Raw genomic sequence first — 25,153 nt, forward strand, 5'->3', positions numbered from 1 at the left:
GAAACTACTGCTTATGAAGAAAAGCTTACTAAGGCCCTTGTATATTTTGATCTTTAGCCTGCTGCTGCCAGGCTTTGTTGCCGCCCAGCAGGATAGTTTAACTGTACCGCTACTTCTGGAACAGCCTTCTTTTTACAATTATAATTTCCTGTACAAAAAGCGCCTGGATTCCATCCAGAAAATGGTTCCACTGCCCTATAATGAATTTGTACAGAAATATATTGATATCTATAGCAGTCGAAAAGACATGTTCGGGAAAATGCTGGGGCTGTCCAGTTACTATTTTCCAATATTTGAGCAAGCCTTAAAATCATACAATATTCCGGAGGAAATTAAATATCTGCCCATCATTGAATCGGCAATGGACCCATTGGCAGTATCGCGCACCGGCGCCACTGGTTTATGGCAGTTTATGTATACCACGGCCAAAGGATACCGGCTAACCATGGATGAATTTATTGATGAGCGAAGAGATCCTTTAATGGCAAGTAACGCTGCGGCGGCATATTTTAGGGATTCTTACGCCGATTTGGGCGACTGGTTGTTGTGTCTTGCGGCATATAATTGTGGTAAAGGGGCGGTAACACGGGCTATGGCAAAGGCCGGATCTAAAGATTTTTGGGTTATCAGGCCTTTTCTTCCATTGGAAACCAGGAATTATGTGCCTGCTTTTATTGCCGCAGTGTACATGATGAACTGTGCCAAAGCGCACCAGGTAAATGCGCAGCAATGCCCCATGATTTTGAAGACAGATGTTTTACTGGTAGATCATCATGTATCCTTGCCACTGCTTGCTCAAGCGCTTGATGTAGAGGAAAGTATCCTTTGCGGGCTTAATCCGGGTTATAAAAAAAAGATTGTAAATGGCTCTGTGGCGTCGCCAAAAAGACTAATTATGCCCAAAGCCAGTCTGGCAAATTTTGCCTTGGTATACGAAGTTTTAAACTCAGGAAGCAATGTGCCCCTGGTACCAGAGCCCGGCAAAAAATATATTTCTTATAAACCTGGCGCCAGCCAGGCTCAGTCTGCAAGCGGTAAGATGTAGTTTTTATTTTATGGCTCGTTAAAAGAATTGTACCTTTGATGCCTCACAGACAACGATTTTTATGAGTAAGACGAATAGGAAGCAAGACGCTTTAGACTACCATTCTCAAGGAAGGCCGGGAAAAATTGAGGTTGTTCCTTCCAAACCTACCAATTCACAAAGAGATTTAGCGCTGGCTTATTCTCCAGGAGTTGCAGAACCCTGCCTGGAAATTCATAAAAACCCGGACGATGTATATAAATATACCGCCAAGGGTAACTTAGTAGCTGTAATTAGCAATGGTACTGCAGTACTTGGATTGGGTGACATTGGTCCGGCTGCAAGTAAACCTGTAATGGAGGGTAAAGGATTGTTGTTCAAAATCTTTGCTGATATCGACGTTTTTGACCTGGAACTGAAAACGGAGAGTGTAGATGAATTTGTAAATGTAGTGAAAGCCCTGGAACCTACTTTTGGAGGGGTAAACCTGGAAGATATTGCTGCACCAATGTGTTTTGAAATTGAGCGCCGCTTAAAAGAAGAAATGAACATTCCGGTGATGCACGATGACCAGCACGGTACGGCCATCATCACCAGTGCTGCTTTGATTAATGCTTGTGAGCTACAGGGCAAAAAACTGGATAAAATAAAACTGGTAGTGAGCGGAGCAGGTGCTGCTGCGGTTTCCTGCATCAAATTATATTTAAAATTAGGCGTTAAAAAGGAGAACATGCTGGTGTTTGATAAGGATGGTATTGTAAATACCGACCGTACCGACCTTGATCCGATACGCATGGATTTTGCTACGACAAGAAAAGACATCACCACAACGGCCCAGGCCATGAAAGGTGCTGATGTTTTTCTGGGTCTTTCTGCAGCGAATATTGTATCTGCCGAAATGGTGCAGAGCATGGCTAAAAACCCAATTGTTTTTGCTTTGGCTAATCCTAATCCGGAGATTGCTTATGATGTGGCCATCAACTGCCGTAAAGACATCATTATGGCTACTGGCCGCTCTGATTTCCCTAACCAGGTAAATAATGTATTGGGTTTCCCTTATATTTTTAGGGGTGCACTTGATGTGAGGGCAACTTCTATTAATGAGGAAATGAAAATTGCCGCGGTTAAGGCCATTGCAGAACTCACTAAACTGCCGGTACCAGAAATTGTAAACCTGGCTTACAATGCCAAAAACCTTAAATTTGGTAAAAACTATATCATCCCTAAACCTATTGACTCGCGCTTAATTACCACTGTAAGTACAGCTGTGGCTAAGGCAGCAATGGAATCTGGTGTGGCGCGCAAGCAAATTACCGATTGGAATGCATACCAGGAAGAATTGCAGGTGAGACTGGGTGCAGATGATAAGATTATGAGGAACATTGCCAGCAAAGCCAAATCTGATCCTAAACGGGTTGTTTTTGCTGAGGCTGATAATTATAAAATTTTAAAAGCTGCGCAGATTGTTAAGGACGATAACATTGCCATTCCAATTCTATTGGGCAATAAGGAAGCCATACAAGCCATCATTGAAGAAAATGCACTGGAACTGGAAGGTGTAGAAATTATTGATCCACTGTTGGAACCTGCACGTTTAAATAAATATGCCGAATCCTTATTCCAGAAACGCCAGAGAAAAGGAGTGACTTTATACGAAGCTTCTAAGTTGATGCGCGACAGGAACTACTTTGGTGCTTCTATGGTAGAGTTTGGCGAAGCAGATGCCATGATTTCTGGTTTGACTAAAAACTATGCCGCCATTGTAAAGCCTGCTTTACAGGTAATTGGTACGGAAGCAGGAATAAACCGTGTTGCGGGAATGTACATGATGATGACCAAAAAAGGTCCTGTCTTTTTTGGGGATACCACGGTTAATGTAGATCCTACTGTTGATGAACTGGTAGATTTAACTTTGTTAATGGATAGTTCTGTGCGCAAGTTTAACATTAACCCAAGGATTGCGGTACTTTCGTATTCTAACTTTGGTTCTAACGATGGGTTTATACCTGATAAAACGAGACAGGCCGTAAAGATTTTGCATGAGCAACATCCGCATGTTTTAGTGGATGGAGAGATGCAGGGTAACTTTGCCATCAACAATGAACTCTTGAAAGATAACTTTCCTTTTAGTAGATTAGCAGATGCACCGGCAAATACGCTTGTATTCCCTAATTTGGAGTCTGGAAACATTGCTTATAAACTTTTACAGGAGCTTGGCGGTGCGGAAGCGGTTGGTCCAATACTTTTAGGAATGAAAAAGCCTGTTCATATTGTTCAGTTAGGGAGTTCTGTACGTGAAATTGTGAACATGGTTACCATTGCGGTACTGGATGTACAGGTAAAGGAAAAAGAGGCCGGAGAGAAAAAGACCGGCATATTGAAAAGAACAGTTAAGAAATAACCTATGTACGCCTATATTGATGGTAAGTTAACTTTTAAATGCCCTGCATACATTGTGGTAGAAGCCGGAGGTGTGGGTTATCACATCAATATTTCTTTGAATACCTATTCGCTTTTGGGTGATGCGGAACGCTGCAAGGTATATACCTGGCTGCACGTTAAGGAAGATGCGCACACTTTGTATGGATTTATGGATGAAGGTGAGCGCAGGTTATTTTTACACCTGATTTCAGTTTCTGGAATAGGCCCTAACACTGGCAGAATGATGTTGAGCTCTATTACGCCGGCAGAGATTCAGACAGCCATTGTACAGGCAGATTTAACGCTGATACAGCGCATCAAAGGCATAGGTGCAAAATCTGCACAGCGATTGGTGCTGGAATTACAAGATAAATTAAAAAAGGAAGGTACCGGTTCATTGATCTCGGTACCTTTAAATCATACCGTTAGGGAAGAGGCTCTATCTGCTTTAGTGATGCTTGGGTTTGCTAAGTTACCTGCAGAAAAGGCAATAGATTCTGCCATCAAAATCAATGGCCCAGACTTAACTGTAGAGCAGATGATTAAGATAGCTTTAAAGAACTTATAATTGAAAAAACCTCTATTAATGCCATAGCCTTTGAGAAACACATTTACGCTATTTATTTTTCTCTTATGTTTATTTTGCGGTTTAGGGGCTTTTTCGCAGGTCAGAAATCCGCGATCGGTAACGGATACGGCAAAAAATTCTTTTAGTTTAAGGGAAAAACAGCTGCTTGGCATCCGGCCATATACCAATCCTTTTGCCCCGCTGCCAGATAATATGCACCGCATTGTAGAATACGATGCCGTAAATAAAAGGTACAGCATTAGGGAGCGTATTGGCGACCGCTTTTATACCCAGCCCCAATACCTTACTGTTGAAGAATATCAGCGTTTGCTGAATAGCGAAATTAAGCGCGACAACTGGAGGATGCTTTCCAATTCTGAAATTGACGATGTAAGGAAAACCGGGGTCATTCCGAGTTTGCAAATCAACAGCAGGGCATTTGAAAGGATTTTTGGGGGTACCACCATAGATATTCAGCCAAGGGGAGAAGCCGAACTCACCTTCTTAGGGCGCATCAATAAAAATGAAAACCCGCTATTTAACGAAAACCAGCGAGTGCAAAGTAATTTTGATTTTAATCAGCGCATTCAGATGGATGTAGTCGGTAACATTGGTACCAAGTTGAAAATCAACATGAATTACAATACCGAGGCGCAGTTTGATTTTGAGAACCAGATTAAACTGGACTATACAGGTGGCGCGGATGATATCATTAAAAAAATTGAGGCTGGTAATGTAAGTTTGCCTTTAAATACAGCATTGATTACTGGTACACAGGCCCTTTTTGGGATTAAAACCCAATTGCAGTTTGGGAAACTGAACGTGACCAGTGTGTTCTCGCAACAAAAGTCGCAATCAAGGGAAATCAAAATTAACAACGGTGCGCAACAAAATGAATTTCGCCTGAGTGGAGATAATTACGAGGCCAATAAGCATTACTTTTTAGCCCAGTATTTCCGCAATAACTACAACAAAGCCTTAAGTAATCCGCCGACGGTAACCACTGGCGTAATTGTAACCAAAATAGAGGTTTGGATTACCAATAAAACAGGTAATACCACTGATTCCAGAGACGTTTTGGGCTTTATTGACCTGGGTGAAAATACGCCTTACAATACCACTCAGATAACGGGAGGTGCCGGATATTCTGCACTACCTTCGGGATTTACCTCGCCTTTATCGCCCCGGGCCTCTAATAACTTATTGACACAGATTCCTGCCGATGCGAGATCTACCAATTCCAATTCGGTTATTGCCTATTTTCAGCCTTATGGTGGAACAGACAATTTTGCCAAGCTAACCTATGCACGCAAGCTGGCAGATAAGGAATATACCTTTCATGCCAAACTGGGGTATCTTTCATTAAACAATGCTTTGAATGCTGATGAGGTATTGGCTGTGGCTTATCGCTATACATTTAATGGGGTGGAATACCAGGTGGGTGAGTTTTCTACTGATCAGTCTTTTGACCAGGCGGCACCAAAAGTGTTGTTTGCGAAATTGCTGAAAAATGAAACGACCAAGGTAAACCTGCCAACCTGGGATTTGATGATGAAAAATATCTATTCTATTGGTGGTTATCAGATCAGTCAGCAGAACTTTAAGCTAGATATCTTTCGCATAGATAATGAAAGCGGCATTGAACGCCCTGTGTTAACGGAGGGAATGGACAGTGTTAAAAATAAACTCTGGATAGACCTCACCAGCGTAGATCGGTTAAATCAGCAGAAGGAGCGTAAACCAGATGGTGTTTTTGACTTTGAGGTAGAGAATAATCCATTTGGCAGCAGTGGCAGCTCGGCTGCTGCTGTAGCATCGGCCTTAAATTCTACCTCAACAAATTCAAACGCCAGTCTCTCTGCCTTTGCTTCTAACATACGCAATAGCTACATTACCATAGACCCGCTGAACGGAAGAATTATATTTCCGGTGGTGGAGCCTTTTGGTAGGGATTTGGCAGCCAAGTTTACCAATCAGCAAAACCTGATTGATAAGTACACCTTTACGGCACTATATGACTCTACCAAGGTAATTGCACAGCAATTGTTTACCAATCAAAACAGGTACGTGATTAAGGGATCCTATCAGTCTGAAGTTGCCTCAGAGTTTAGCCTTAATTCCATTAACGTTCCGGAAGGTTCTGTAAAGGTTTTTGCGGGAACCATACCGCTATCTGAAGGGACAGACTATACCGTAGATTATCAGGGCGGCAGGGTAAAAATTTTAAATACCGGCTTGCTTACTTCTGGTCAGCCGATAAGGATTACTACAGAAAACAATGAGCTTTTTGGTCTCCAGCAACGGTCTTTATTTGGTACACGCTTTGACTACCGGGTAAACAACAAGCTGAATATTGGTGCCACCTATATGAACCTGACGGAGAAGCCACTAACGGCTAAGGTAAATATTGGTGAAGAACCGATTTCAAATACCATGTTTGGTTTGGATTTAAACTACAGCTCCTCTTCCAGATTTTTAACAAAAATGGTAGATAAACTACCCTTTATTTCTACTAAAGTACCTTCAAGTATTACGTTTTCCGGAGAGTATGCACAATTGGTGCCGGGACACCCAAGTGCGCTAAACGCAGATGGTAGTAAAGGGGGCACAAGTTACCTGGACGATTTTGAAGCGTCACGCTCTGTAATTGACTTAAAAAGCGCAATTTCATGGCAGCTTTCGGGAACACCGCAAATGTTTACCGAATCTAGCCTGATTAATGATCTTGCCTATGGCTACAACAGGGCGAAAATTGCATTTTACAATATTGACCCTTCATTTTACAACAGAACAGGAAGTAACATACCAGATTACCTAAAAAACGACCGTGCGCAACTGTCTAACCACTATGTAAGGGAGATTATTGAGCAAGAAGTATTTCCTTTTAAAGAAACGGCAACCGGACAAGCGATTACACTGCCAACTTTAGATGTGGCTTTTTATCCAAACATCCGTGGTCCTTATAATTATACAACCACTGGATTTACGCCTGATGGTAAACTGACCTTGCCACGCAACCGTTGGGGTGGTTTGTTCAGAAGAATAGAAACTAATGATTTTGAAGCGCTGAACATTGAGTTTATTGAGCTTTGGGTAATGGACCCTAATATTTACAAACCAAACTCTGCTGGTGGAGATTTGTATTTTAACTTAGGTAATATCTCTGAAGACATTTTGAAAGACGGTCGTAAATCTTTGGAAAATGGATTGCCCACAGATGGAGATCCAACCAAATACGACGAAACCAACTGGGGGCGGGTACCTAAACTGCAGCCGGTAGTTCAGGCTTTTGACAACAGCCCGGATGCAAGACGAGTTCAGGACGTTGGTTTAGATGGTTTATCAAGCGCACAGGAAAGGGCTAAGTTTGCTATTATCCTTAACCAGATTAAGGCGCAGCTAAATCCTGATGCGGCAGCAGAATTTGACAATGATCCTTCATCTGATGACTACAGTTATTTTAGAGGTACGGCTTTAGACCAAATGCGGGCCGGAATTTTAAGAAGGTACCAAAACTACAACGGTACGGAAGGAAACTCCAGGACGCCTCAGCAATCTCAGGAAGATTTTGGTGTAGAAAACTCGGCCTCTACTTCATTGCCTGATGGTGAGGATGTGAACCGTGATAACAACATGACGCAAAGCGATGAGTACTTTCAGTACAAGGTTTCTATGCGTCCGGCAGATTTGGAAGTGGGTAAAAATTACGTAACAGATAAAATTGTATCTCAAGTGAAACTGGCCAATGGTGCTACCCAACCGGTAACCTGGTACCAAATCCGTATCCCCCTTGCAGATAATAACAGGAATAAAGTTGGAAATATCCAGGATTTTAAATCCATCCGATATTTAAGGATGTTTTTAACCAATTATGCCGATACTACCATACTGAGGTTTGCAAAAATTCAGTTGGTAAGGGGAGAGTGGAGACAATACAATACCACAAATGATCCTGCGCAGGTGATTGTAGATCCCGCACTTCAACCTGCGGCATCAGACAATTCCATTATCGAGGTGGCTACTGTAAACATTGAAGAAAATGGAAAACGTACCCCCATCCCTTATGTATTGCCTCCAGGTATTTTAAGAGAGCGTGATTTTAGCAATTACAGGGGAGATACCCGTCAAAATGAGCAGTCCCTTTCTGTAACCGTAAGGAACCTTAGGGATGGATATGGAAGAGCCGCTTTTAAGACTGCCTTTAACGATTTCAGGTCTTATAAACGTTTGGAAATGTTTATCCACGCAGAAGCGCTTGGCAATACGGTATTGAATGACCGGGACCTGCAGGCCTTTTTAAGGATTGGTACAGACAACCAGGACAATTATTATGAATATTCGCAGCCATTGATGGTTACGCAACCCAATACCAGTAATCCTTATGCCATTTGGCCTGATGCCAATAAAATGGATATTGAGCTGGAACTTTTTCAGAATGCAAAAATTGCACGTAATAAGGCTACTACATCCACCGGTGCTGCCTGGCCAATTAACATTCCTTTTGTGTATGCTGATGGCGACAGGACCATTACCATTAAAGGGCAACCGGATATGAGTAAGGTGCGGGTTTATATGCTGGGGGTTAAGAACCCATACCGCAATACCAGTAATCCTGCGGCAGATGATGGTTTTGATAAAAGTGCCATCATTTGGTTCAACGAACTCAGGCTAACGGAATTTGATGAACGCGGCGGCTGGGCGGCTACGGCAAGGGTAAGCGCTAAATTGGCTGACTTTGCTGATGTGAACATTTCGGGAAGTAAATCTACCATTGGTTTTGGTTCGCTGGATACCAGGGTTAGTGAAAGAAACCGTTCAGACAACCAGCTTTTTGATATCTCATCTAGCATGGAACTTGGTAAGTTTTTCCCTAAAAAAAGCGGGATTAAAATACCGATGTTTGTGAGTTATTCAAGCCAGATTAGTACACCTCAATACAATCCAATGATGCCGGATATTGAATTGAAAAGGGCATTGGATGAAGCCACTAAAGAAGAGAAAAAGGCCATCCTGAACTATGCCCAGGATTATACCACACGCAATAGCATTAACTTTACCAATGTGCATAAAGAGCGTACAGATCCGGAACAGAAGGTAAAGTTATGGGATGTTGAGAATTTAAGTGCCAGTTACGCCTATACAAAATTCTCTCACCGCGATTTCATCAATGAGAATACACTACAGCAAACGTACCGCGCCTCTTTGGCCTATAATTATAGTAACCTGCAAAGAAGTTATCAGCCTTTTGACAAGCTGATTAAATCTAACTTGCTTGCGCTACTGAAAGACATCAATTTTAGCTTGCTACCAAGTGCTATCAATTTCAGGATAGATGTAGACCGTTACTATTCTGAAAACAGCCTGAGAAACAATGATCCGGGCAACTACATTCCTGTAAATACGACCTTTAATAAAAACTTCCTCATTACCCGGGTATATGGCATTTCATGGAACCTGAGCAAATCACTTACATTGGATTTTGATGCCACAAACTATTCCATCATTGACGAGCCGGATGGTAGGATTGAAGGGATGAAAAGAGATACGGTTTGGCAAAACCTGAAACGTTTGGGCCGTACTACAGATTATAACCACAACATGAACATTACCTATACCTTGCCGGTTAATAAAATTCCGGGTCTGGACTGGGTAAGTGTGGCTACGCGTTACGGTACAAATTTTAACTGGCAGACAGAGCCGCTTTCTACCTTGCGTGATCCTAACATCAATTTAGGCAACACCATTCAAAATGCGAGGACCATACAGGTTAACCCAACTTTAAATATGGCCGGGTTGTACAACAAGTTTGGATTTGTGAAAAGGGCTAATGCCAGTGGAGAAGAGGGTGGTGGTGGATCGGCTTTCTTTGTTGGATTATTAACCAGTGTTAAAAACATAAACGCTGCCTTTACCCAAACAAAAGGTACATTTTTACCGGGCTATTTGCCGAAAACAACCTACTTTGGGATAGATGACATCACTGGTGCACCAGGGCTTGGTTTTGTGTTTGGAAGTCAGCGCGACATTAGAGAGATGGCATTGAGCAGCAACTGGCTCACTACAGATACATTGCAATCGCAGTTGTATATCAATACCCTGCGTGAAGATTTGAGTTTAACAGGTACTGTTGAACCTTTAAAAGATTTGAGGATAACCTTGACAGCCAATAAAAACCGGACTTTAAACTATTCTACCAATTTTAGGTACGATGCCAGTACAGGTGGTTTTACCAATTTTAGTCCATATACCACTGGTGATTATAGCATTTCATTTATCAGTATTGGGACTGCTTTTTCAGACAAGAACGGTAGTACAGTATCTCAGCTTTTTAATCAGTTTATGGACAACAGGCAGGTGATATCAAGACGTTTAGGCGGTTTAAATCCAAATTCTTCTGGTGTAACAGGAGGATTTGCTGATGGCTATAATAAAACCTCTCAGGATGTGGTGGTAGCGGCCTTCCTTGCGGCCTATTCTGGTAAGGATGCTTCAAAAAGCAGCTTAAATTCCATGCCTAAAATTCCTTTGCCCAACTGGCGGATCAATTACAGTGGCCTATCCAGAATGGCTTTTGTGCAGGAAACCTTTAAATCTATAGATCTGCGCCATTCTTACCGTTCGGTATACAGCATCAACAGTTTCAACTCACTCATCAGGTATCAGGAAACTGATGGTTTTGCCGCCAGCAGAGATGTAAATAATGATTTTATGCCTGCTTATCAGTATTCTCAGGTTACCATTGCAGAACAGTTTTCGCCACTGATTGGTATAGATACCAGGCTTAAAAATAACCTGACCGCCAATTTTGAAATTGGCAAAACCAGGTTACTGGGCTTAAGTTTGTCAAACAGTCAGCTGGCGCAGTTAACAGAAAACAATATGGTATTTGGTTTCGGCTATCGTACCACCAAGTTCCGTTTCCCTTTTGGCTTATTTAAGCAGGTAAGAATGGACAACAACATGGACTTTAAGCTTGATGTTGCGGTAAGGGACAATAAAACGGTGATTTACCGTGCCGATGTGGAAGATGCAGAGGTTTCTTCGGGGGCTAAAAATATTACTTTGAGGCCAAGTGTAGATTATATCCTAAATCAGCGTTTCAATATCAAACTATTTTACGATTCAAACATTACCAAGCCATATACCTCGCAGTCTTTCAATACTTCATTTAGTAATTTTGGATTTAGTTTGCGGATTACGTTGAATTAGGATTGGTATAAAGCACGATATTATTTACATTTGGCAATCAAATAAAAAAACGATGAATTTTCCAGTAGAATTAAAATACACAAAAGACCACGAGTGGGTTAAAGTAGCAGGTGAAGAAGTTTATATTGGTATTACTGAATTTGCGCAACGCGAGCTTGGTGATATTGTTTATATAGACATCAATACTGTTGGTGAAGAAGTTGCCAAAGACGAAGTATTTGGAACGGTAGAGGCTGTTAAAACGGTTTCTGATTTGTTTATGCCGGTTACTTCTACTGTCTTAGAAATTAATGCTGAATTGCAGGATAATCCTGAACTTGTGAACTCTGATCCTTATGGAAAAGGATGGATGGTAAAGGTAACATTGGCTGATGCAGCTGACCTGGATGGCTTGCTTTCGGCAGATGCATATAAAGCTTTAGTAGGCGCTTAATTTTGAGCCGCCTCACTGCATCTCTTAAGTCTCAGGGCTGGGCTATTGCCTGGACTGTGTTTATCCTTATACTTTGCAGTATAAAAATGCCGGCATCCGATGGGTCTGCCGGCTTTTTTTTTGCTGGATTTGATAAAATGGTACACCTGGGCTTCTTTTTTGTGCTCACTATCCTCCTGTTTTTTGGCAGGATCCGCAGTAAGCACAATTATAGTTTCAGAAAATTAACGATCTTTAAAATTATCCTGATTACAGCAGGTTTGGGCGGTGGTATTGAACTGATGCAACTTGCATTTTTTGATTACCGTGGTGCCGAATGGTGGGATTTTGCCTGTGACATGTTTGGCGTAATGATGGGTATTTTTAGTTATATGTTACTCCACAAGTTTGATTTTCATGAAAACAAAATTTAATTTACTTCTGGCGATTGTGGTACTGGGCGGCTTAAGCGGCTGTGGTATTTTTAGAAAAGGTTGTGACTGCCCTAAAGTAAGCATGACGGTGCATTCTAATCTGGTATCGCGGGTTTAGTGGTAGAGCTCCTATTATTTGGATTTATTATAGATAATGGGTAGTTTAGCACTCTAATTCACAACATGAAACTTTCACAGTTAAATCCGGGAGAACAAGGCACCATCGTATCATTTACAGATCTGGAAATGTCTGTTAAATTAATGGAAATGGGTTGCCTGCCCGGCGAGGTAGTAGAAGTGGAACGTTTTGCGCCCCTGGGTTGTCCAATAACCATTCGTGTAGCTGGTTACCAGCTCTGTTTAAGGAAACAAGAGGCTTCTGTTATTATAATACAATAAATTTGGCGGCTGATCTTAAAATTGCATTAGTTGGTAACCCCAACACAGGTAAATCGACACTTTTTAATTTACTTACCGGTTTAAATCAAAAGATTGGGAACTTTCCTGGTATTACTGTTGATAAAAAGGTAGGTTATTGTAAACTGGCTTCGGGAAAACAGGCTGAAATTATTGACCTTCCTGGTACCTACAGTTTATATCCTAAAAGTAAAGACGAAAGCATTGTTTTTCAGGTGCTGGCCGATGCTAAAAATCCGGCATATCCTGACCTGATTGTACTTGTTGCCGATGCCACGAACTTAAGGAGAAACCTGCTCTTGTATTCGCAGGTGGCAGATCTGGGCTTGCCAGTTATCCTTGCCCTAAACATGACAGACATGGCTAAGAAGGAGGGCATTGACATTAATGTAGATTTGCTTTCCAGCCGTTTGGGTATACAGATTGTAGCCATTTCTGCCAGAAGCAATGAAGGGCTTGAAGGCTTAAGATCGGCTATAAACAATGCAACAACGCTGGCTACACAGGTAACCGGAACTGACGTAACGGTATTGGCACCAGAGGCAATTGCTACTGCAAAACTGAAGTTGGGTACAGAAAATGATTACTATGCCCTGCAACTTTTACACCAGCATGAGCATCTTAATCTACCTTTAGCTTCGGTTCATCAGGACCTTGAAGCGATTAAAATTGAACACCATTTTGAGTCTTCTAAATTGCAGGGTGCAGAAACCATTGCAAGATACAGGTACCTAAGCACCGTACTTAGCGGGGTAATTGTAGATACCGGAGCGGTAAAGAAGTTCGCTTTTAGCGATAAACTGGATAGGGTACTGACCAATAAATATGCTGGATTTTTAATTTTTCTGGCGATTCTGTTTTTCATCTTTAACTCTATTTTTTCCTGGTCGTCTTACCCAATGGAACTTATAGAATCGGGATTTGCCTGGCTAACTGATACCGGGCACCAGTATCTTCCCGAGGGCTTACTGACCAATTTATTGCTGGACGGGATTGTGGCCGGACTGGGGGGGGTGGTCATCTTTATTCCCCAAATTGCCATCTTGTTTGCTTTTATCTCTATTCTTGAAGATACCGGCTATATGGCAAGGGTAACCTTTATGATGGATAAAATCATGCGTAAGTTTGGTTTAAGTGGTAAATCTGTGGTGCCCATGATTGGGAGTCTAGCCTGCGCTGTTCCATCCATCATGAGTGCGCGGACAATTGAAAGCTGGAAAGACCGTATCATTACCATTATGGTGGTACCACTGGTGAGCTGTTCTGCCCGTTTGCCGGTATATACCTTGCTGATCTCTTTAATTATCCCCGAAAAAACTGTTCTCGGCTTTATCAATTTACAGGGGCTCACTTTAATGGGCATGTACCTCATTAGTGTTGTAGCAGCGGTATTGGTGGCGTTAGTCATGAAATTTATCATTAAGGCCAAAGAGAAATCTTACTTTATTATGGAACTTCCGGTATACCGGATGCCACGCTGGAGTAATGTGCTGTTTACCATGTACGAGAAATCAAAGACTTTTGTTTTTGAGGCCGGAAAGGTAATTGTTGCCATTTCTATTGTGCTGTGGGTATTGGCTTCTTATGGACCTCCGGCGCGTTTTGAAAAAATAGAGCAGAAATATCAGGCTATTGAAGCTGGCCGCGACAGTACGGCAATCAGTACGCTGGAGCGAGATAAGGCTGCAGAAAAGCTTGAGAACTCGTATGCCGGTGTGTTGGGACATGTTATTGAACCCGTAATTAAGCCCCTTGGTTTTGACTGGAAAATTGGCATTGCGTTAGTTACCTCTTTTGCTGCCCGCGAGGCTTTTGTAGGCACAATGGCTACCATTTATAGTGTGGATGGAGGAGACGAGGAAAGCAGCACCATAAGGGATAAAATGCGTGCGGCTGTTAATCCGGATACCGGACTGCCCGTATTTACTTTTGCAACCGGCCTTTCGCTCATGTTATTTTATGCGTTTGCGATGCAGTGTATGAGCACTGTGGCGGTAGTGTACAGGGAAACTAAAACCTGGAAGTGGCCGATGATCCAGCTCGCATACATGACAGTTTTAGCTTATGTGGCCAGTTTAATCGCATTTCAGCTTTTAAAGTAAATTCGCTAACTTAGTATCTGTGGAGAAAGTTAATATTTTAGCACAATACATGCCCGCAACGGCAGCTCCGGTAATTGCAAAATGGATAGATTACTTTCAGTGCGAGTTTAAGATATCGAAAAACAGGGCTACAAAACTTGGTGATTACCGTCATCCTTACAAGGGCGAAGGGCACAAAATTTCTGTAAACAATAACCTCAACCCCTATGCTTTTCTAGTAACTACAGTGCATGAGTTCGCCCATCTGTTAACCTGGAACGATTATAAAAATAAGGTTAAACCTCATGGTACAGAATGGAAGGTTAATTTTAAAAGGATGATGAATCCTTTTTTAGAACAGCAGGTTTTTCCGGCCGATGTACAGCAAGCTATTGTTACCTACCTCGGCAATCCTTCTGCTTCCAGTTGTACAGATTTAAAGCTGGCCAGGACCTTAAAAAGATATGATGATAAAAGCGGTCATTCCCGCCTGGAAGAATTGGCTGAGCACGCTGTTTTTAGCATTAAAGATGGTCGCAGGTTTAAGAAAGGCGCCCGGTTAAGGAAAAGATACCGGTGTACCTGCCTTGACAATGGCAAAATCTACCTTTTTAACCCGCTTGCAGAAGTACTGGTATTCGAAGTTTCGGGAACATAAACCGCCTCGTTATCCTTTACTTTCCATTTAAAATTTAGCCTTTCATCTTTAAAAACAGATGGATAGTGTAGCAAGCTATCTATAAACCCATTAGTTTGATTGATCAATATGCTGGCGGTATAGCTGTTTTGAATTTTGCTTTTTAAGGTTAGAAATCGTGAATCCGGATAGGTGGTAATGTTATCAAAAACCATCTCAAATTTATTTTTTTGGAAGATGGCATCATCAAGGATCTTTATTTTTTCAAAGTAATGTTCTTCTTCTGCCTGTTTATCAGAATTTACGGCTAAGTAGGGGAGTGCGCTGAGGGCAACCGCAGAAGAAGCTGTTCTGCTCTCCTTTTTAAAAAGTGTATTGTTCCTTAAGAAGATCCTGGTGTCTCTAAATAGATTACCTTCTTCATTGTTGTCTGTGTTAGTTGTACCGCTGTTAGAGGTGTTTTGCCTGTTGCTGATTTCTACCAGTACCAAACTATCATTCTGAAAATAATATTTGTTTAACATACTGCTTGCAGAACCGTTGTTTACATGTTCATAGTAAACCTTATTATTTTTGGTATCTGTAAACTTTTCTACGTATAAAGAATTATCACCTAACATATAAACAAGGCTATATTGCTTATTAAATGTGCTGATGTTGGTATTCATGTAAGTTGCAAATGCACTAATTTTAGCACTATTTAAGCCTGTAACAGCGCCATCAATTAGATCAGCCTGCGGATGGTCTGATTTAAAGGTACAACTAAAAACGGTGCTAAGGAGCACTGATAATATTAGGAAGCAAGATCTCATAACAGGGGCGTAGAATTTCAAATAGCTAGGCTATTATCGTGCCAATGAATTGGGAGGGCTTGCAGCGCTTTTTTATTATTCGGGCTTTTTACCCTCTTCCCAAAGTTTGGAAAAAGATTTAGGTGCAACTTTGGGCATTGCCCGGTGCTTGCCCCAGACCTTGCTGAACAGGAATTTTAAAAAGAAATTCTTCACTTTTCCACCAAATCCGTCCATTCTGGAACGTTTCAGCATTCCATATTTCCAGAGTTTCCAGCCTATGTTCTCCGCTTTGCTGTTCTCTTCTTGCTGTACAGCATCGCGCCTGTTAAGCAGCAACATTTTGTGAATGTCGATTTTTACAGGACAGACTTCAGAACATTTGCCGCATAAACTAGAAGCATAACTCAGGTGTTTAAACTCCTGCATGCCCTTTAAATGTGGTGTAATGATAGAACCAATAGGGCCGCTGTAGGTAGTATTGTAGGTATGTCCGCCTATGTTTTTATAAACCGGACAGGCATTTAAACATGCGCCACAGCGGATGCAGTACAATCCCTGGCGCTGTTCTTTCTGCGCCAGCAAATTGGTGCGTCCATTATCCAGTAAAATCACGTACATCTCTTCAGGCCCGTCAGTCTCACCCGCCTGTCTTGGGCCGCTTAAAATAGAATTGTATACCGTTAAGTTTTGTCCGGTACCATGACTGGCCAGCAAAGGCCAGAAGAGGTCAAGATCAGCCATTGAAGGGATTACCTTTTCAATGCCAACAATGGCAATGTGAATTTTCGGAAAGGTAGTACATAACCGGGCATTACCTTCATTTTCTGTCAAGGCAATGCTTCCGGTGTCGGCAATTAAAAAGTTGCCACCAGTAATACCAATGTCTGCGCTTAAATATTTCTCCCGAAGCAATTCCCTTGCTTTTTGCACCAGTACTTCAGGGCTGGCATCAATTGCAGTACCAAAGCGTTCATGAAAAAGTTTGGCAATGTCCTGCTTACTCAGGTGCATCGCCGGTGTAACAATATGATAAGGAGCCTCACCCAGCAGCTGTACGATGTATTCGCCCAAGTCGCTTTCAAGAGATTCTATGCCATTCTTTTCAAGAAATTCATTTACATGGATTTCTTCAGTGGTCATAGATTTGGATTTGATTACCTTTTTTCCACCATTTCTATTGATGATGTTGAGGATTTCGCGCTGGGCTTCTTCGGCGTCATTTGCCCAAATAACTTTTCCGCCCCGGCGCTGAAAATTGGCTTCAAATTCTGGTAGATACTTATCCAGATTTTCCATCACCCGCCATTTAATGGTATGCGCTTTCTTTTTAGAGTTTTCTAAATTTTCAAATTTTGTAAGGCCCCTTTCTACTGCAACATTGTATTTACCAATGTTATAGTTGATGGTTTCCCTGTGTTTCAGATCAAATGCTTTCTCATCAGCCTTTACCAAAAAATCCTCTGCAGTATTTGTCATCTTCAAAGATAGCGATAATTATAAGCTTATTTTATAGGCGTACCATCGTCATTCTTATCTACAACAGGACGTTTGGCCCCATTTGCAAGTTCCCAGGCCGTAAAATACACCAGTTTAGCACGTTTTGCCAGCATTGGAAAATCAATTTTACTCACCTCATCACCAGGTTGGTGGTAATCAGGGTGTACACCATTAAAGTAAAATATGACCGGGATGCCGTGTTTGGCAAAATTGTAATGGTCTGAACGGTAATAAAAGCGGTTAGGATCTGTACGGTTGTTATAAGTTTCATCCAGTTTAATGCCTACATAATCCTGATTTGCCTTCTTGCCAATCCTGTCCAAATCAGAGCTCAGCATGTTAGAGCCAATGATGTATACAAAGTTGTTGTCGGCAGCATGGGCAGCATCACCACGACCAATCATATCGATGTTAAGATCGGTAATGGTATTTTCCAAAGGAAAAACCGGATGTTCTGAATACCAATCCGATCCCCAAAGACCTTTTTCCTCGCCCACAACAGTCATAAATAAGATACTCCTTTTTGGGCCATAACCAGCCTTTTTGGCTTTCATAAACGCGTCGGCAAGCATCAGCACGCCTGTAGTCCCAGAACCGTCATCATCGGCACCATTATTAATTTTATCCGTACCCGTAGTGCCGATTCCGATATGATCATAGTGGCCTGTAATCACCAATACTTCTTTTTTTAGCTTTGGATCTGAACCTTCTAAAAAGCCCAGTACATTTTCTGCCCGTACTTTCACTTCTTTTTTCATGGCCGTAGCAGAAACAGGTACTTTAAGTAAACCAGCAGGCGGGTTAGCCGGGTCTACACCTGCCGCTTTGAAAATTTCTTTAGCCAATGCAGAAGAGATGGTGATGCTGTTCATGAATTTTTGCTTGTTCATCCGCTCCACGTTGTCTTCATTCTTTAACATCAATCTGGCTGGTTCTTTAAACCTTTCCAATTGTTGTGCAGAGGCGTTGTCCAATTCAGGATCTACCAGGATAATGGCCAGCGCATTATGGTCCGTTAAGTACTTAACATCATAATATCTTGTAGTCAGCATCACTACCTTACCCGCCACATCCAAACCAGTAAAATCTTGCCGCTGTTTATCAGCGCTACTGCCAGCAAAAAGAATTTCCGGGGCATTAAACGTAAAACCCTTAACACCCACTTTTGAGGGCTGGATCACAAAGTCTTTAAACTGTTCCTTTGAATCACCATTAACGGTGAAAATACATTGTTCAAGCTCATATTTGGCCAGGTCTACCGATTGGAAATAATCTCCGGGTACCCCGGGTTTGGCGTTAACCGGACCTTTCAGCCCAATGCTCTTGAAATAATTTTTAATGTATTCAGCGGCCATCCAGGCTCCCCTTGTTCCAGTTTCCCTACCTTCATATTCATCAGAAGCCAAAACAGACAGGTGTTTATAGGCATTTTCTTTTGTGATGCTCTGACTAAATTTTGTAATTGCTTTTTGCTGTGCAAATGCAGCGCAGCATAGCATCATTGCAGCAGCAGTGCTTAAAATCTTTTTATTCATGGGAGGGGAGTTAAAGGTTAGCAAGATATTTTTCCAACTCTGGTGGCATGTCTTCCACCTTCAAAATTGGTATTTAAAAAAAGGTCTACCATTTCACGGGCTGTAGCTTCTGTTACAAAGCGAGCAGGAATACACAGGATATTGGCATCGTTGTGTTGTCTCACCAAACCTGCAATTTCAGTTTCCCAGCAAATGGCTGCGCGGATCCCCTTGTGTTTATTGGCAGTGATGGCCACACCATTGGCGCTGCCGCAAATTAAAATGCCATAGGTAAATTCACCTTGCTCTACCGCCGCTGCCACTGGATGGGCAAAATCCGGATAATCTACAGATGCCGTACTATGGGCACCAAAATCTTTGATTTCGAAATTGCCTAAGTGTTGTTTAAGCATTTCCTTATAATCATAGCCGGCATGATCGGCACCGATGGCGATGTTAATTTGCTTTTGTGTTGCCATTTAATTCTTTATTTCTTTTACGTTCTATGTTAGCTGAGATATAAATACTCAATTCGTACAGTAAAAATAGTGGTAAAGCTACAATGAGCATGGTGTAAGGGTCTGCCGTTGGTGTAACCACAGCAGCCACAATTAAAATAATTACCGTAGAATACCTTCTGCTTGCACGCATAAAAGCAGGGGTCATGATGCCTAGCTTAGATAAGATGAAAATAATTACAGGCAGTTGGAAAATAATTCCTGAACCCAGCGTTAGCGTCATGATAGAAGAAAGGTATGAATCTATCGTAAAGGTATTCTGTATATCCGGACTTACCGTAAAATTAGTCAGGAAGTTGATGGATAAAGGGCAGATGATGTAATACCCGAAAAAGATGCCCAGGAAAAACAGAAAAGAGGCAAAGGTAACGAAGCCACTGGCAGAACGGCGTTCATTTTCATGCAAAGCTGGTTTAATAAAAAGCCAGATCTCAAAAAGTAAGTAAGGAATGCCAAGAATAATCCCCACCATTACACATGAGTTCATCTGTAAGGTAAACTGTCCCGCCATTTCCGTGTTGATGATTTTAGCGTCAATTTTGGTGATGCAGAAATCGGAGCCTATTGATGGAAATCTTTCTACCAGTTTACACATCATCCTGTAGGTCCAGAATGCAGGGTTTTTAGGCCCCATAATAATTTCATTAAAAATGAAGTCAGTGTAGTAGAATGCAGCACAAGTAAAAACAACAATTACCAGCAGGGCCCTCATCAGGTGTTTTCTCAGGATGTCAATGTGGTCAAAAAAAGACATTTCTGCCTCAAGGTTTTTAGTCTTATTCTTTATAGAATCGATCAGATCCTGCGCTTTATTATCACTCATGCATTTCTTTTGTTAAACAAAAATACCATTCTATTTTATTAGAATGGTATTTACGTTTTATTTATTACAAAAAGTTTTATTGCTATTCAGAAAACACAAAAGTCTCCATAAACTTAGTGGTAAAGTTACCAGCCCTAAAGTTTGGATCTTTCATTAGTTTTAAGTGAAAAGGAATAGTAGTTTTAATACCTTCAATCACAAATTCGCTTAAAGCGCGTTCCATAGTGCTAATGGCCTCTTCACGGGTCTGCGCTACGCAGATCAGTTTGGCAATCATAGAATCGTAATTTGAAGGGATTTGATAGCCCGCATATACATGTGTATCTACCCTTACACCATGTCCGCCCGGAGAGTGGAAATTGGTAATTTTACCCGGACAAGGTCTGAAGTTATTGAATGGATCTTCAGCATTGATACGGCACTCAATGGCATGCATATCAGGATGATAATTCTTTCCTGAAATCGGTACGCCAGAAGCTACCTTAATTTGTTCTTTGATTAAGTCGTAATTGATTACCTCTTCCGTAACCGGATGCTCTACCTGGATCCTGGTATTCATTTCCATGAAGTAGAAGTTGCGGTGTTTATCTACCAAAAACTCTACCGTTCCAGCACCTTCATACGCTACAGCAAGGGCACCTTTAATGGCAGCCTCGCCCATTTTTTCACGCAGCTCTGGTGTCATAAAAGGAGAAGGTGCTTCTTCCACTAATTTCTGGTGGCGGCGCTGAATAGAGCAATCGCGTTCAGACAAGTGGCAAGCTTTGCCATACTGGTCACCAATCACCTGGATTTCAATATGACGCGGATCTTCAATATATTTTTCCAGATACAGACCATCGTTACCAAAAGCGGCGCCCGATTCCTGTCTGGCGCTATCCCATGCATTTTCAAACTCTTCATCTTTCCATACCACACGCATGCCGCGGCCACCACCACCGGCAGTAGCTTTTAAAATTACCGGATACCCAACTTCGTTAGCCAGTTTTATACCTTCTTTAACACTTTCCAACAATCCTTCAGATCCTGGAATAGTAGGTACACCAGCAAGTTTCATGGTTTCTTTAGCAGAAGCTTTATCACCCATGCCATTGATCTGCTCAGGTGTAGCACCAATAAATTTAATTCCGTAATCACGGCATACCGAAGAAAACTTTGCATTTTCTGATAAAAAGCCATATCCCGGATGTATTGCATCCGCATTGGTTAACTCAGCGGCAGAAATAATATTAGGGATGCTTAGGTAAGAATCTTTACTTGGCGGCGGACCAATGCAAACCGCTTCGTCTGCAAAACGTACATGTAAGCTTTCTCTGTCTGCAGTAGAATAAACGGCAACTGTTTTAATGCCCATTTCTTTACAGGTGCGTATAATACGCAAAGCAATCTCGCCCCTGTTGGCAATTAATATTTTTTTAAACATACTTCGTTAAGATGATCTTTTGCGCAGGGCAAATTACATGGGTTCTACTAAAAATAAAGGTTGATCGTACTCTACCGGAGAAGAATTTTCAACCAGTACTTTTACAATCCTTCCGGAAACTTCGCTTTCAATCTCATTGAATAATTTCATGGCTTCTACAATACAGATTACTTTGCCATTGCTAATTTCGTCACCAACATTTACAAAAAATGGTTTGTCAGGACTAGCAGAACGGTAAAAAGTACCGATCATAGGAGATTTTATCGTAATGTATTTTGAAGTGTCTTCAGCAGCTGGTTTAGTCTCTGTTACACTAACTGGTTGCGGGGCAACTGCTGCAGGTAATACCGTTGCTGCAGGTGCTGCAGGAATTGTAGCAGTTACTACAGTAGGGGCCTGGTTAGTTTTAATCGTTATTTTGAAGTTTTCCTGCTCTATAGCTACTTCATTTACGCCTGAACGAGAAACAAATTTAATAAGTTCCTGAATTTGCTTTATATCCATTTTTTAAAGTGTTTTAAAAGAATAGTTTATCTTAAGAACAAACTAAGTTAAGATTATTTTATTGTAAAAAATTAATATGCCCATTTTAAGTATACAGAACCCCAGGTAAATCCACCGCCAAAAGCAGCTAAAATAAGGGTATCTCCTTTTTTAAGCTGACTTTCCCACTCCCATAAGCATAAAGGAATAGTGCCATTGGTTGTATTGCCGTAGCGTTCTATATTGATCATCACTTTATCTGCGCCTACACCCATTCTGGAAGCAGTAGCATCAATGATTCGTTTGTTTGCCTGATGTGGCACCAACCAGTTGACCTGATCGGCAGTCAGGTTATTGCGTTCCATAATTTCAGCAGCCACATTTGCCATATTGGTTACTGCAAATTTAAATACGGCCTGTCCTTCCTGGTATACCACATGTTCGTTGTTGGTTACCGTTTCAATGCTGGCCGGTTTTACAGAGCCACCCGCCTTTTGGTGCAGGTATTGTCTTCCAGAGCCATCAGTACGGAGTACCGCATCAATAATTCCATTGCCTTCTTCATTTGGCTCCAGTAATACCGCACCACAACCATCACCAAAAATGATGCAGGTACTGCGGTCCTGGTAATTGATGATGGACGACATTTTATCGCCACCTACTACCAGTACTTTTTTATGTCTTCCAGATTCAATAAATTGAGATGCAGTGGTTAAGCCAAAAATAAAACCAGAGCATGCGGCCTGAAGGTCGTACCCCCAGGCGTTTACAGCACCGATTTTATCGGCCAGAATGTTTGCCGAAGCAGGAAATTGCAAATCAGGAGTGGTGGTGCAAAAAATGATCAGTTCAATCTCATCTGCGGTGATGCCACGTTTCTTTAGTAGTCCGTTTACGGCATGAACAGCCATGTCAGATATGCCTAGACCTTCTCCCTTTAATATTCTGCGCTCTTTTATCCCCGTTCGGGAGGTGATCCATTCATCTGTAGTATCAACAATAGATTCTAATTCCTTGTTGGTTAAAACATAATCTGGAACGTAACCCTGAACTGCGGTTATTGCAGCGTGAACTTTGCTCATTTGATTCTAAATTTTATTTAAAAGCGGCTTGTATTTTTTCTACCAGGCCGGTTGTGATCATTTCCCTTGATTGCATGATCATGTTTTTAACTGCTGTGGGACTGGAGATACCATGACCAATTACTACTGGTGCGTTAACACCTAAAACCGGGCTTCCACCATAGTTTTCATAGTTAAAACGATCAAAAAACTCATCTTTAAAACCTTTTCTGATGGTCATCACGTAGAAAGATTCTGCCAGTTTAAGCATAATATTTCCGGTAAAGCCATCGCAAACAATCACATCAGCTTTGTCGTTAAACAAATCCCTGCCTTCAATATTTCCAATAAAATTAAAGATTCCATTGTCCTTCATCAATGGGAAAGTGGCAAGACTGAGCATATTGCCCTTTTCGTCTTCTTCTCCGATATTGATTAACCCTACTTTAGGGTCATCAATGTGCATCACATTTTTGGCGTACAAACTACCCAAAGTACCAAATTGAACAAGGGTATCGGGTTTGCAGTCGGCATTAGCACCAACATCCATCATCAGTCCGGTTCCACCGCTCAATTTTGGAACAAAAGAGCATAAGCACGGGCGTATAATTCCGGGAACTGTTTTTACGCTAAAAACCGCACCAACTAGCATTGCTCCAGAGTTTCCTGCACTGGCAAAAGAGTCGAGTTCTCCTTTTTTGAGCATGGAAAATCCAATACCAATACTGGAATTGGGTTTTTGGACAATAGCTTTAGTGGCGTGTTCGCCCATACCAATAACTTCTTCGGTATGAACATATTCAAAGTGATCGGGATTAAACCCGTTTTCGGAGAGTAAAGGTTTTATCTGCTGTGTGTCTCCAATCAAGACCAGATGTTCCTTTGGAGACAGCAATTGATGAGCAGCTATTGCTCCCAAAACATTGGCTTTGGGAGCATAGTCTCCGCCCATTATATCGAGACCTATTTTCATAGTAAAAAATCAGTTTGTGTAATGAAACATTAATGCCCTGTTTTCAGTTGTCTAAGATAATCCTAAACAGACCTGAACACAAACTATTTTTTAGAAAATTAACCTATCGAAGTGTTTTCAATAACCAGTTTACCGTTGTAGTAAAGGTTACCATCAACGTTATAAGCATGGTGAGGTGTGTGTATTGCACCTGTAGTTTGACAAGTAGCTAAAGAAGGAGCTATAGCTTTATAGTGGGTTCTTCTTTTATCTCTTCTGCTTTTAGAGATCTTGCGTTTTGGATGTGCCATTGCTGATTTGTTTTAGTATTATTTTAATTTTTTTAGAGCTGCCCAACGCGGGTCCTCCGTTATTTGTTCTTCGTTATTATGTTGTGTTTCGCCAGAAAGGTTTTCCAACCGTTCTACCATTTCTGTATCACATTTTGATCCTTCTACACCGGTTTCTTCGCAGAATTTAACATAAGGGACCGATACATTGATCATCTCATATAAAATCTCCGATATGTCCACTTCGCTCTCTTTTCTGTCCAGCATAATGATCTCCAGATCGTCGCTTTCCAGTCCATCTTCGGTAAATTTTACAATTTGCCTTTCGCTGATGTCCAATGGTGCAGTAAATTCTGATAAACATTTATCGCAATCTAATTTTACTGTACCCATAATGTGGATTTGTAAAATCAACATCGTTTCTTGTTTGTCTAGCTCTACCGTTGCTTTTAAAACTCCTTCTTTTACCAAAGAGTACTCAAAAGCATCAAAAAAGCTGTTATCAATGTCAAACTCGAATTGATGTTTGCCAATTTTTAAGCCTGTAAAGGGGATTGAAAATTGTTTTAGCGGTTTCAATTGTAACAAAATTTTA

The 25,153-nt window shown here is 41.4% G+C and carries 20 protein-coding genes; 9 read left to right on the plus strand and 11 right to left on the minus strand.

Going from position 1 to position 25,153, the window contains the following annotated elements; translation table 11 throughout:
• The first annotated feature begins 13 nt into the window (after positions 1 to 13).
• The 9 genes from LPB86_RS06370 (at position 14) to LPB86_RS06410 (ending at position 15,224) form a co-directional block, all read left to right on the plus strand.
• Positions 14 to 1,045 carry a lytic transglycosylase domain-containing protein gene (locus LPB86_RS06370; protein WP_230641908.1) on the plus strand — a complete coding sequence of 344 codons (1,032 nt, stop codon included), beginning with the start codon at positions 14 to 16 and terminating at the stop codon, positions 1,043 to 1,045.
• Between the two features lie 61 nt (positions 1,046 to 1,106).
• Positions 1,107 to 3,425 (plus strand): NADP-dependent malic enzyme, encoded by a 2,319-nt coding sequence (locus tag LPB86_RS06375; protein WP_230641909.1) that lies wholly within the window; start codon positions 1,107 to 1,109, stop codon positions 3,423 to 3,425.
• 3 nt (positions 3,426 to 3,428) lie between these two features.
• A complete protein-coding gene (ruvA, locus tag LPB86_RS06380; protein ID WP_230641910.1) occupies positions 3,429 to 4,013 on the plus strand; it encodes a Holliday junction branch migration protein RuvA in 585 nt (194 codons plus the stop codon).
• A 30-nt stretch (positions 4,014 to 4,043) separates the two neighbouring features.
• Positions 4,044 to 11,222: a cell surface protein SprA gene (gene sprA / locus LPB86_RS06385; RefSeq protein WP_370632800.1), complete on the plus strand. Its 7,179-nt coding sequence runs from the start codon at positions 4,044 to 4,046 to the stop codon at positions 11,220 to 11,222.
• A gap of 52 nt (positions 11,223 to 11,274) precedes the next feature.
• Positions 11,275 to 11,655: a glycine cleavage system protein GcvH gene (gene gcvH / locus LPB86_RS06390; RefSeq protein WP_230641912.1), complete on the plus strand. Its 381-nt coding sequence runs from the start codon at positions 11,275 to 11,277 to the stop codon at positions 11,653 to 11,655.
• Between the two features lie 2 nt (positions 11,656 to 11,657).
• On the plus strand, positions 11,658 to 12,068 hold the full coding sequence (locus LPB86_RS06395; RefSeq protein ID WP_230641913.1) for a VanZ family protein: 411 nt from the start codon (positions 11,658 to 11,660) through the stop codon (positions 12,066 to 12,068).
• A gap of 183 nt (positions 12,069 to 12,251) precedes the next feature.
• On the plus strand, positions 12,252 to 12,467 hold the full coding sequence (locus LPB86_RS06400; RefSeq protein WP_230641915.1) for a FeoA family protein: 216 nt from the start codon (positions 12,252 to 12,254) through the stop codon (positions 12,465 to 12,467).
• A 2-nt stretch (positions 12,468 to 12,469) separates the two neighbouring features.
• Complete coding sequence (gene feoB, locus LPB86_RS06405; protein WP_230641917.1) at positions 12,470 to 14,587, plus strand: ferrous iron transport protein B; 2,118 nt, start codon at positions 12,470 to 12,472, stop codon at positions 14,585 to 14,587.
• A 19-nt stretch (positions 14,588 to 14,606) separates the two neighbouring features.
• A complete protein-coding gene (locus LPB86_RS06410) occupies positions 14,607 to 15,224 on the plus strand; it encodes a SprT-like domain-containing protein (protein WP_230641919.1) in 618 nt (205 codons plus the stop codon).
• On the opposite strand, the gene LPB86_RS06415 is transcribed toward LPB86_RS06410, so the two are convergent.
• The 11 genes from LPB86_RS06415 to LPB86_RS06465 all read right to left on the minus strand — a co-directional run bounded on the left by LPB86_RS06415 (position 15,170) and on the right by LPB86_RS06465 (position 25,137).
• A complete protein-coding gene (locus LPB86_RS06415; protein ID WP_230641920.1) occupies positions 15,170 to 15,988 on the minus strand; it encodes a hypothetical protein in 819 nt (272 codons plus the stop codon). The genes LPB86_RS06410 and LPB86_RS06415 overlap by 55 nt on opposite strands.
• A gap of 102 nt (positions 15,989 to 16,090) precedes the next feature.
• Positions 16,091 to 17,473 carry a LutB/LldF family L-lactate oxidation iron-sulfur protein gene (locus tag LPB86_RS06420; protein WP_230641922.1) on the minus strand — a complete coding sequence of 461 codons (1,383 nt, stop codon included), beginning with the start codon at positions 17,471 to 17,473 and terminating at the stop codon, positions 16,091 to 16,093.
• A 26-nt stretch (positions 17,474 to 17,499) separates the two neighbouring features.
• A complete protein-coding gene (locus tag LPB86_RS06425; RefSeq protein WP_230641923.1) occupies positions 17,500 to 19,029 on the minus strand; it encodes a M28 family peptidase in 1,530 nt (509 codons plus the stop codon).
• A gap of 17 nt (positions 19,030 to 19,046) precedes the next feature.
• Positions 19,047 to 19,487, minus strand: a complete 441-nt coding sequence (rpiB, locus tag LPB86_RS06430; RefSeq protein WP_230641925.1) for a ribose 5-phosphate isomerase B — start codon at positions 19,485 to 19,487, stop codon at positions 19,047 to 19,049.
• Positions 19,465 to 20,349: a twin-arginine translocase subunit TatC gene (tatC, locus tag LPB86_RS06435; protein WP_230641927.1), complete on the minus strand. Its 885-nt coding sequence runs from the start codon at positions 20,347 to 20,349 to the stop codon at positions 19,465 to 19,467. The genes rpiB and tatC overlap by 23 nt, the downstream gene beginning before the upstream one ends.
• Positions 20,350 to 20,431: 82 nt before the next feature.
• Positions 20,432 to 21,772, minus strand: coding sequence for an acetyl-CoA carboxylase biotin carboxylase subunit (accC, locus tag LPB86_RS06440; RefSeq protein ID WP_230641929.1), 1,341 nt, complete (start codon positions 21,770 to 21,772; stop codon positions 20,432 to 20,434).
• Positions 21,773 to 21,805: 33 nt separating this feature from the next.
• Positions 21,806 to 22,276: an acetyl-CoA carboxylase biotin carboxyl carrier protein gene (gene accB, locus LPB86_RS06445; protein ID WP_230641931.1), complete on the minus strand. Its 471-nt coding sequence runs from the start codon at positions 22,274 to 22,276 to the stop codon at positions 21,806 to 21,808.
• A 71-nt stretch (positions 22,277 to 22,347) separates the two neighbouring features.
• Positions 22,348 to 23,337, minus strand: a complete 990-nt coding sequence (locus LPB86_RS06450; protein WP_230641932.1) for a beta-ketoacyl-ACP synthase III — start codon at positions 23,335 to 23,337, stop codon at positions 22,348 to 22,350.
• 13 nt (positions 23,338 to 23,350) lie between these two features.
• Entirely contained in the window at positions 23,351 to 24,289 is a 939-nt protein-coding gene (gene plsX, locus LPB86_RS06455) for a phosphate acyltransferase PlsX (RefSeq protein WP_230641934.1), read from the minus strand.
• Positions 24,290 to 24,387: 98 nt separating this feature from the next.
• Positions 24,388 to 24,579, minus strand: coding sequence for a 50S ribosomal protein L32 (gene rpmF / locus LPB86_RS06460; RefSeq protein WP_230641935.1), 192 nt, complete (start codon positions 24,577 to 24,579; stop codon positions 24,388 to 24,390).
• Between the two features lie 18 nt (positions 24,580 to 24,597).
• On the minus strand, positions 24,598 to 25,137 hold the full coding sequence (locus tag LPB86_RS06465; protein WP_230641937.1) for a DUF177 domain-containing protein: 540 nt from the start codon (positions 25,135 to 25,137) through the stop codon (positions 24,598 to 24,600).
• Positions 25,138 to 25,153 lie beyond the last annotated feature (16 nt).

The organism is Pedobacter sp. MC2016-14 (assembly GCF_020991475.1).
Lineage (GTDB): Bacteria > Bacteroidota > Bacteroidia > Sphingobacteriales > Sphingobacteriaceae > Pedobacter.